The following is a 4,895-nucleotide window of genomic DNA, read 5'->3' on the forward strand; positions in this document are numbered from 1 at the left end:
GAGCCGCCCCAGCGAGCGCTCCCGCGGCGGCGACCCTGCTCGCCATGCCGCCTACGACACGCTCCGCGCGGTGGCGGAATCGGACTCCTACGCCAACCTCGTGCTGCCTCCGATGCTCGCCGAGCGTGGCATCAGGGGCCGTGATGCGGCGTTCGCGACGGAACTGACTTACGGCACCCTGCGCCTGCAAGGCCGCTACGACGCGATCCTGGGCCTGGCGGGCGACCGTGACCCGGCCGGTCTGGACGCGCCGCTGCTCGATGTGCTCCGCCTCGGTGCGCATCAGCTCCTGGGGATGCGGGTCCCCGATCACGCTGCGGTGTCCGAGACGGTGGGCCTGGCGCGCACCGTGGTGGGTGCCGGACCGAGTCAGCTCGTCAACGCCGTGCTGCGGCGGGTGGCGGAGCGCGATCTCGGCGCTTGGCTGGCCGAGATCGAGGGCACCATCGCGGACGAGACCGACCGGCTCGCCCTGACCCGATCGCACCCCGGCTGGGTGGTTCGCGCGCTGCGGCAGTCGCTGGCGATGACGGCCGCCGGTTCGGAGGACCTGCCCGAGCTGCTCGACGCCGACAATGAGGCGCCCGCCGTCACTCTCGCCGTCCGGCCCGGCGTCGCGGAGGCCAGCGACGTGCCGGAGGACGCCGAGGCCGGGCGATACGCCCGCACTGCTCGGGTCCTGTCGGGCGGTGACCCAGGTTCGCTCGCGTCGGTGCGCGCCGGACGGGTGGGGGTGCAGGACGAGGGGAGTCAGCTGGTCTCGCTCGTTCTCGCGGGAGCCCCGCTCGAGGGCACCGATACGCGATGGCTCGACCTCTGCGCCGGTCCGGGCGGCAAGGCCGCCCTCCTCGGATCTCTGCTCGCAGAGCGAGCGCCCGACGGCGGGTTGGTCGCCAACGAGGTCTCGCCGCACCGTGCGCGCCTGGTCTCGCGGGCGGTGGCCGCAGTCGCCGAGCGGGTGAGCGTCGACGTCCGCGTGGGTGACGGTCGCGAGCTCGGCACGCTCGAGCCGGATCGGTACGACCGGGTCCTGGTCGACGTGCCGTGCACGGGGCTGGGGGCGCTCCGTCGACGCCCGGAGTCTCGCTGGCGCAGGCGGCCGAGCGATCTGGCGGGTCTGGGCCCGTTGCAGCGGGACCTGCTTCGGTCCGCCGTCACGGCGACGCGGCCCGGAGGAGTGATCGGCTATGTGACCTGCTCGCCGCATCTCGCCGAGACCCGCCTCGTGGTCGAGGACGTGGCGAAGAAGGCCGATGTCGAGGTGCTCGATGCCGTCGAGATCCTCGCCGACGTGGCGCTCACCGAGGTGATCGGGCAGACGGGTCCGTTCGTGCAACTCTGGCCGCATCGCCATGGGACCGACGCGATGTTCCTGGCGCTGCTGCGACGCACGTAGAGAGCGCTGGGTAGGCTCACCGTCGTGTCACTCCCGCCGATCCTGATCTCTCCGAGCGTGCTCGACTCCGACCTGTCACGCTTGTCGGAGGAGGTAGGCAGGATCGAGTCCGCCGACCTCGTCCACCTCGATGTGATGGACAACCACTTCGTGCCGAACCTGACGTTCGGACTGCCGGTGGTGCAGCGGCTGCTCGAGCACACGTCGATGCGAGCCGATGTGCATCTGATGATCGAGAACCCCGACACGTGGGCGACGGCGTACGCCGAGGCCGGTGCCGCGTCCGTGACCTTCCACGCCGAGGCGTCACGTGCTCCGGTCAAGCTCGCACGAGAGCTGCGCGAGCGCGGCGCGCGAGCGGCGGTGGCACTGCGTCCGGCGACGCCCGTCGAGCCCTACCTTGATCTCCTGCCCGAGCTCGACATGATCCTGGTGATGACGGTCGAGCCGGGCTTCGGAGGGCAGTCCTTCATCGACGGCGTGCTGCCCAAGATCGCCCGCACCCGGGCGGCGATCGACGCGCTCGGCGCCGACATCTGGATCCAGGTCGACGGTGGCGTCTCACGCCAGACGATCGGCAGAGCCGCCGACGCGGGTGCGAACGTGTTCGTCGCCGGCTCCGCCGTCTACCGCGCGGACGACCCGGCGGCCGAGATCGCGACCTTGCGCGAGCTCGCCACGGCGTCCTGGACGAGGTGACCGGCCACGGTGGTTGATGCGCTGCGCAGCCGGCTCGGAGATGCGATCTTTGAGCGGGTGGCTGGTGCCGACGGTCCCCGTCAGCGCGACCGGATCCACCTGACTCCGGGTCCGCGCTGGTTCCCGGCGGACTCGGCGATCGCGCGCGTGCACGGTGATCACGCGATGTATGTCGGTGGGATTCGTGCGCTGCTGGTGCAGAGCATGCATCCGGTGGCCATGAAGGCGGTCTCCGACCACTCCGGCTATCGCGGGGACATGTGGGGCCGCCTCGCCCGCACGAGCACGTTCCTGGCGGTGACGACCTTCGGGGTGGACCGCCACGCGGAGCAGGCGGTGACCGCCGTCCGCACCATTCATGACCGCCTGGACGGAGTCACCGACGAAGGTCGCCACTATCGAGTGTCGGACCCGCACCTGCTCGCCTGGGTCCACGTGGCCGAGATCGAGAGCTTCCTGCTGGCGCATCGGGTCTATGGCCGGCGCCCGCTCGCACCGGCCGAGCGCGATGAGTACCTGGCACAGACCGCCGTCGTGGCCAGGAAGCTCGGTGTCCCTGACCCGCCCACCAGCGAGGCCCAGCTGCGGGCGGTGCTCAGCGCGTATCGGGGCGAGCTCCGCGGGACCGCTGCCGCACACGAGGCGGTCGAGGTGCTGCTGCGGAGACCGGACCTGCCTGGACCAGTGCGCCCGGCGTACCGGGCGCTGGCTTCGGCCGCGATCGCGCTGCTGCCGCCCTGGATGCGCCACGAGCTCGGCGTCGGCGAACCCCGACCATTTCTGGAACGCACCGTCGGCCGCGCGATCGGAGGCGGCCTGGTGGCAACGATCCGGTGGGCGACGGCACCCCATCAAGGCGCGCGGCACATCCGCGACTGAGCCCGGTGTCAGGGCACCGTGAGCATCAGCGTGATCAGCGCACGCAGATCCGTCTCACCGAGCTGCAGGTGGAGGCAACAGTCGCCCACGCGATAGCGCAGGTGGCCCTCGCCCTCGCGTTCGGGTGCGCCCAACCGGGCCCGCCCAGACGGGCGGCGTGAGGGGTGGTATCCCGAACATGCCACGTCCGACACCGAGGTGTACCCCGATCGTCTCGACCTTGCCGCGCGCGATCTCGACCCCGACACCGCGTGGCTTCAGCTTCCGGGTGGCGGACTTCAGCGTGTCACCGACGTCGGCGCCCACGACGGCGGACATCGTGGCGGCGGCTTCCTCGCCAACGGGTGAGCCGAGCAGGTCGATCAACGCCGTGATCGGACCTGTCACCCTGGTCTGACCCCCACTGATGTCGGGATTCTGCGTGGACGAACGCGGCGCAACGGCGCCTGTCCGGTCGTTCCACCAGTCGGTGAAGTCGTCCTCACCCACGGTGTCCCAGGCCTCGGGAACGGTGACGCCGAAGGTCGACGACACCCACTCGCGAAACGTGCGGTCCGCGTGCGCCGACTCGGTCGAGATCGTCGATGAGGACGACACGGGTGCGTCCCTCGGGATCGCGCCAGAGCGCCGCGACACCCCCGGCGCCGTCGGTATCGGCGATCGGCAGCAGCGGGCATGCTGCAGCGGCGCCGGGTGTCTACCCGGCGCCGCCGCAGCTCAGCGATCAGCCGCGCGTACGGGACCTCGCCCGCACCAAGGCCAGACCGGCGAGGACGAGCAGCCCGGCCAACACGAGACCCGTGAGGTCGGCGGCACCCGTGTCCGGCAGTGGCTCGGTGTCACCCGAGCCATCAGCCGACGTGTTCAGCGCAGGCACATCCTGCGTCGGCACGTTCGGCGTCACCGTCCGGCCGGGGCCACCGGAACCCCCGGGAGCACCCGGCGTGCCGGGAGTACCCGGGTCACCAGGATCGCCCGGGTCACCGGGGTCGCCCGGGTCACCGGGGTCGCCCGGGTCGCCCGGGTCGCCCGGGTCACCAGGGTCGCCCGGGTCACCAGGGTCGCCCGGGTCACCGGGATCGCCCGGGTCACCAGGATCGGTGGCCGCGCCGCAAGCGGACGCAGCGTCACCCAGCACCCCGACCGAGAGGCATGACACATCGACGGGAACCGTGATCGGGAGATTGAGGCCGATCCCGTCGACCTGACCGTCGGAACCGTCGGGTGCCGACGTACCCGCTCGCGCAGCGCAGGTCGCCGACGCATCGCCCAGTACCCCGGCGCTGATGCAGGACACATCGACCGGAACCGTGACCGGTGCATCGACGGCCACGCCGTCCACCGTGCTGCCGCCGCCGCCCGGAACGGGGTCGGCGCTGGTGCCGGCTGCGGGCGCAGACGTCGATGAGGCATCGCCGAGCACGCCTGCGGCGATGCCCGACACGCCCAGCGGAACCGTGATCGGCGCGTCCACGTCGATCCCGTCGGTCGTGGACGCTCCCGGTGAGCTGTTGCCGACCGGAGCGGCCTGGCCACTCGACTCGACAACCGCGTCACCGAGCACGCCTGCGGCGATGCCCGAAACGCCCACCGGAACCGTGATCGGCGCGTCCACGTCGATCCCGTCCGTGGTGGAGGACTCGGCCGGGGCAGCCCCCGCGGGGGTTTCCTCGGCCGGAGCCTGCTCCGCCTCACTCGAGCCCGCAGACGCCTCACCGAGCACGGCCACGGCAACGTCGGAGACGTCCACCGGAACCGTGATCGGCACATCCACGTCGATCCCGTCCGTGGTGGAGGACTCGGCCGGGGCAGCCTCCGCGGAGGTTTCCTCGGCCGGAGCCTGCTCCGCCTCACTCGAGCCCGCAGACGCCTCACCGAGCACGGCCACGGCAACGTCGGACACGTCCACCGGAACCGTGAT

5 protein-coding genes are annotated in these 4,895 nt (G+C 71.7%); 3 read left to right on the plus strand and 2 right to left on the minus strand.

The features are described from left to right. The 3 genes from ACOJSN_RS23650 to ACOJSN_RS23660 form a co-directional block, all read left to right on the plus strand. Positions 1-1,396, plus strand: a 1,396-nt coding sequence (locus ACOJSN_RS23650) for an RsmB/NOP family class I SAM-dependent RNA methyltransferase (RefSeq protein WP_420114937.1), incomplete at its 5' end; no start/stop codon positions are given. A gap of 24 nt (positions 1,397-1,420) precedes the next feature. Next, positions 1,421-2,095: a ribulose-phosphate 3-epimerase gene (gene rpe, locus ACOJSN_RS23655; protein ID WP_420114938.1), complete on the plus strand. Its 675-nt coding sequence runs from the start codon at positions 1,421-1,423 to the stop codon at positions 2,093-2,095. A gap of 9 nt (positions 2,096-2,104) precedes the next feature. Then, the gene (locus ACOJSN_RS23660) at positions 2,105-2,974 is read left to right on the plus strand and encodes an oxygenase MpaB family protein (RefSeq protein ID WP_420114939.1); all 870 of its coding nucleotides are present in this window, start codon (positions 2,105-2,107) and stop codon (positions 2,972-2,974) included. A gap of 54 nt (positions 2,975-3,028) precedes the next feature. On the opposite strand, the gene ACOJSN_RS23665 is transcribed toward ACOJSN_RS23660, so the two are convergent. Both ACOJSN_RS23665 and ACOJSN_RS23670 read right to left on the minus strand, forming a co-directional pair. Continuing rightward, entirely contained in the window at positions 3,029-3,571 is a 543-nt protein-coding gene (locus tag ACOJSN_RS23665; protein ID WP_420114940.1) for a hypothetical protein, read from the minus strand. Between the two features lie 127 nt (positions 3,572-3,698). Then, positions 3,699-4,895, minus strand: a 1,197-nt coding sequence (locus ACOJSN_RS23670; protein ID WP_420114941.1) for an LPXTG cell wall anchor domain-containing protein, incomplete at its 5' end; no start/stop codon positions are given.

This window comes from Pseudactinotalea sp., assembly GCF_048594945.1.
GTDB lineage: Bacteria > Actinomycetota > Actinomycetes > Actinomycetales > Beutenbergiaceae > Pseudactinotalea.